The 4,192-nt window shown below is 42.2% G+C and carries 4 protein-coding genes; 2 read left to right on the forward strand and 2 right to left on the reverse strand.

What is annotated here, in order from left to right; all coding sequences use genetic code 11:
- Nucleotides 1-927 (forward strand): glutamate 5-kinase (proB, locus tag B2Y23_RS01935; RefSeq protein ID WP_291368695.1); only part of this gene is annotated, 927 nt, incomplete at its 5' end.
- A gap of 64 nt (nt 928-991) precedes the next feature.
- Here the strand turns inward: proB and B2Y23_RS01940 are convergent.
- The gene (locus B2Y23_RS01940; RefSeq protein ID WP_291354665.1) at nt 992-1,588 is read right to left on the reverse strand and encodes a phosphatase PAP2 family protein; all 597 of its coding nucleotides are present in this window, start codon (nt 1,586-1,588) and stop codon (nt 992-994) included.
- 157 nt (nt 1,589-1,745) lie between these two features.
- A complete protein-coding gene (locus B2Y23_RS01945) occupies nt 1,746-2,450 on the reverse strand; it encodes an SIMPL domain-containing protein (protein ID WP_291368697.1) in 705 nt (234 codons plus the stop codon).
- 477 nt (nt 2,451-2,927) lie between these two features.
- On the opposite strand from B2Y23_RS01945, the gene B2Y23_RS01950 reads away from it, so the two are divergent.
- On the forward strand, nt 2,928-4,192 hold a 1,265-nt coding region (locus B2Y23_RS01950), incomplete at its 3' end, for a diaminobutyrate--2-oxoglutarate transaminase (protein WP_291368699.1).

Below are 4,192 nucleotides of genomic sequence, written 5' to 3' on the forward strand. Positions count from 1 at the left end.
ATGAAACTTGAGAATCGACCCACCGATCTACCCAGTCTTCAGGCCTGTGCTGCCATTGGTCAAATGGGACTGATTCAGACCTGGTCAAGTGTATTGGAAAATCATTCCATTCAAACGGCTCAGGTTTTATTGACTCATGATGACCTGGCAGACCGTCGTCGTTATCTTAATTCATGTGATGCCTTACAGAATCTGATTGACTGGCATGTAGTACCTGTGATCAATGAAAATGACACGGTATCGACCGATGAAATCCGCTTCGGTGATAACGATACCTTGGCTGCGATGGTGGCAGGTCAGGTGCATGCCGATTTGTTGATTATCCTGACCGATCAGCAAGGCATGTTTGACTCCGATCCGCGTTCTAATCCGAATGCCAAGCTGTTCCATACCGTGCGTGCTCTGGATGAAAGCCTGTTTGATATGGCAGGTGGTGGCGGTAAATTTGGTCGTGGCGGCATGCTGACCAAAGTTCGTGCTGCACGTCTGGCGGCAAAATCGGGTTGTCCAACATTAATTGCCAGCGGTGAAAGTGATAATGTTCTGGCGCGCTTAATGTCTGGTGAACTGTTGGGAACCCTGTTTATTACTGACAATGACCGCATTACCGCGCATCAGCAATGGTTGGCGGCACATTTACAAACGGCAGGTCGTCTGGTTCTGGATGATGGTGCAGTCAAAGCGATTAAAGAAAACCACCGCAGTCTGTTACCTGTAGGGGTGAAAGCTGTGGAAGGTCACTTTGAGCGTGGTGATGTGGTGGAGTGTGTTGATTCACATGGTGGGCGTATTGCTGTGGGTCGTGTTAATTTTAGTTCGCGTTCGGCTGAAATTGTGAAGGGTTTATCTTCAGATAAAGTGCATCAGGTGTTAGGTGAAGCACGTTCGCTTGAGATGATTCATCGCAATCATATGGCGATTTACTAATAGCATAGTTTATAGCTTGAAAATCCCGCTTTAGAGCGGGATTTTTTATATATCTTTTCACTGATTATTTAATTAAACCGCGTTGAATCAACGGGCTAAATAATTTTTCATAGATGCACATGACCCAAGACATCAGTTTTACCTGATAGTGATTCCATAATTTTAAACCGGCAAGATTCACAGCCCACGACAAAATAAAGGCACCCAGCATATCAATCGGGAAATGCACACCGACATAGACTCTTGACCAAGCCACCAACCAAGCAACTGCGAGCAAAAACCTGCCAATATCCCGTCGTGCCGAAAAATAATAAGCAAAGGCAATACTGCTAAAAATAGTCATATGATTGCTGGGAAATGAGCCTGTTGCTTCATGGGCAATCAAAGTATGACCGACCTGCATCACGAAAGGACGTGGGGTATTGAACAGATAAGAGGCTAATTCACTGATTGAAAGGGCTATGCAACAAAATACGAAGGCTTTTAGAATCAGGACCTTTGAACTATTACTCCCATAAAACCAGAACAAGGCAAAGCTAGCAACCAGGACATAAACTAAATCATGGGCGACGAAAGTGGCGTAATGCATCATTACAGGAGCAGCGTGTTCAGGCACATTAAGCATGCTAAACAAATCAAGATTTAAACTTTCAATGGACATGGAAGATCTAAGAGAATAAGAAGCAGTGGAATATGATAATTTTACAGGAAAAATCCCCTAAAGTTCTTGACAGGATTGTCACTATATTGTGGTAAATACCTTATGGAGCGCATTAAAAAACCGTGTATTTACACGGTTTTTATTGAATCTTGATTCTTTACTTAAACTGAATTGAACCATTGGCATTGACAGTAATTTTCGATTCACCTGCCTCAACATTTTGAGCATCAGCCGCTTCGGCACCTGAAAATTTAGCCATATTGGCGCGCATCATCACCGGTTGTGGATAGTTATTATTGGTATTCAGGTTTAGATTTACCAGGTTATAACCCGTTTTATTCCATGCCTGACTGAGAATTTGGGCACGTTGCTGGAAGTTTTTCGATGCTTCCACCATCAATTCATTTTCTACTTTTTTGCGTTGTGTATCGGAAACAGTAAAGTTGATCGACTCGGTCTGGAAGTTTTGCTGTAATTCGCTGATCAACTGGCTGACAGCTTTAAAATCGGTACTTTTTAGACGAATTTCTGCCCGGCCACGCCATTCTTTTAATTTCTGGCTGTCATTGTCATATACAGGATAGGTGCTTTGCGCACCGGTTTCGACTTTCACTTGCGGATATTTTTTCGCCGCTGCTATGGCTTGGTTCATTAATTGTGTGATAAGTGCAGAAAGTTCGGCTGGCTGTTTCTTGCTTCTTTCAATATATAAAACCGCATGCATTTCATCATTGGAAATCTGGCGAGTGGCTTCGGCCTGTACATTGACTAAATTATAGTTCAGCTGTTCTGTTTGCTGGGCAAAAGCAGTGGTTGAAAGTAGGCTCGCAATTACCAGAGAGGAGAGAGTTAAATATCGCATTATTTTTACCTGTTTTTTTGTAAATAAAGGTTCAACTTTTAGTATGCATGTTATCGCTACTTCATGAGTATTTTTTGTAGACTTTGTGTCAAGATTGTAAGTGATTTTATTTTACTTTCAAAAAATTACTTGTAAATAAAATAATTAAAAATTAAATACTTAAAGTGTTTTTGTTTAAGCAATTACGTTAATCCAATCTTTTGCATAAAAAAAGTATAAAAATAAGGTTTTCTTTAGTCTGTCACACTGTAAGATGATAATTAAATCTAAGATTTGGCTTGATATATTTTTTCGATCGGTTTTGGGCAGATAAAGTCATAAAACTTGTTTATTTTATTGAAAAATTCTGTATCATCCGCCGTTTAGTTATGATGTATAAATCAAGTCATCAAACTAGATTCTATAAAGCACCGAGTCAAAGGACCGCAAGTCACCCGACTTATTTCTTTCAACCCATATCAGAGATGGTAATTCGATATGAGCGTTTCTTCTGTAAATCCTGCCACTAAGTCTACTAACGAATACTATTTGACTCGCCAAAGCCAGATGGAATCCAATGTTCGTAGCTATCCACGTAAATTGCCGTTAGCGATAGCAAAAGCCTTAGGTTGTTGGGTTACTGATGTTGAAGGTACAGAGTACCTCGATTGTTTAGCTGGGGCAGGAACATTGGCTTTAGGCCATAATCATCCTGCGGTAATTCAAAGTATCCAAGATACGCTTGCAAGCGGTCTTCCATTACATACTTTAGATTTAACGACACCTTTAAAAGATGCATTTACTGAAGCATTACTTGAACAGCTCCCTGGCGGGAAGGAAGAGTATTGCCTACAGTTCTGTGGTCCGTCTGGTGCAGACGGTACAGAAGCAGCGATTAAATTGGCAAAAACCTATACCGGTCGTAGTTCTGTGATCAGCTTCTCAGGTGGCTATCACGGTATGACTCACGGTTCTTTGGCAATGACAGGTAACCTGTCGGCGAAGAATTCAGTGAATGGCTTAATGCCAGGCGTACAGTTTATGCCATATCCGCATGAATACCGTTGTCCCTTAGGCATTGGTGGTGAAGCGGGTGTTGATGCCTTGACTTATTATTTCGAAAACTTCATTGAAGATGTCGAAAGTGGTGTTACCAAGCCAGCAGCTGTGATTCTTGAAGCGATTCAAGGTGAAGGCGGTGTGGTGACTGCACCTGTGAAATGGTTGCAAAAAATCCGTGAAGTGACAGAAAAGCACAACATTGTGTTGATTCTTGACGAAGTTCAGGCAGGCTTTGCACGTTCAGGCAAAATGTTTGCCTTTGAACATGCGGGTATTGAACCTGATGTTGTGGTGATGTCGAAAGCAGTAGGCGGTAGCTTGCCACTTGCAGTACTTGGTATTAAGCGTAAGTTTGATGCCTGGCAGCCAGCAGGTCACACCGGTACTTTCCGTGGTAACCAATTGGCAATGGGTACTGGTCTTGCAACGATCAAAACCATCAAGGAACAAAATCTAGCACAAAACGCGCAAGAGCGTGGTGACTTCCTACAAGCTGAATTGAAAAAATTAGCGGTTGAATTCCCATGTATCGGCAACGTACGTGGCCGTGGCTTGATGATTGGTGTTGAAATCGTGGATGAGCGCAAACCTGCTGATCATATGGGCTCATTGCCAGGTGATGGTCAATTGGCTGCAGCGATTCAAGCGGCGTGTTTCGATAACAAATTGTTGTTAGAGAAAGGTGGTCGTAACGGTACAGT

This window comes from Acinetobacter sp. UBA5934 (assembly GCF_002430855.1).
GTDB lineage: Bacteria > Pseudomonadota > Gammaproteobacteria > Pseudomonadales > Moraxellaceae > Acinetobacter.

Bases quoted from the DNA above. Each gene is read 5' to 3' on its own strand.
- B2Y23_RS01940 (WP_291354665.1), bottom strand. From the start codon at position 1,588: ATGTCCATTGAAAGTTTAAATCTTGATTTGTTTAGCATGCTTAATGTG.
- B2Y23_RS01945 (WP_291368697.1), bottom strand. From the start codon at position 2,450: ATGCGATATTTAACTCTCTCCTCTCTGGTAATTGCGAGCCTACTTTCA.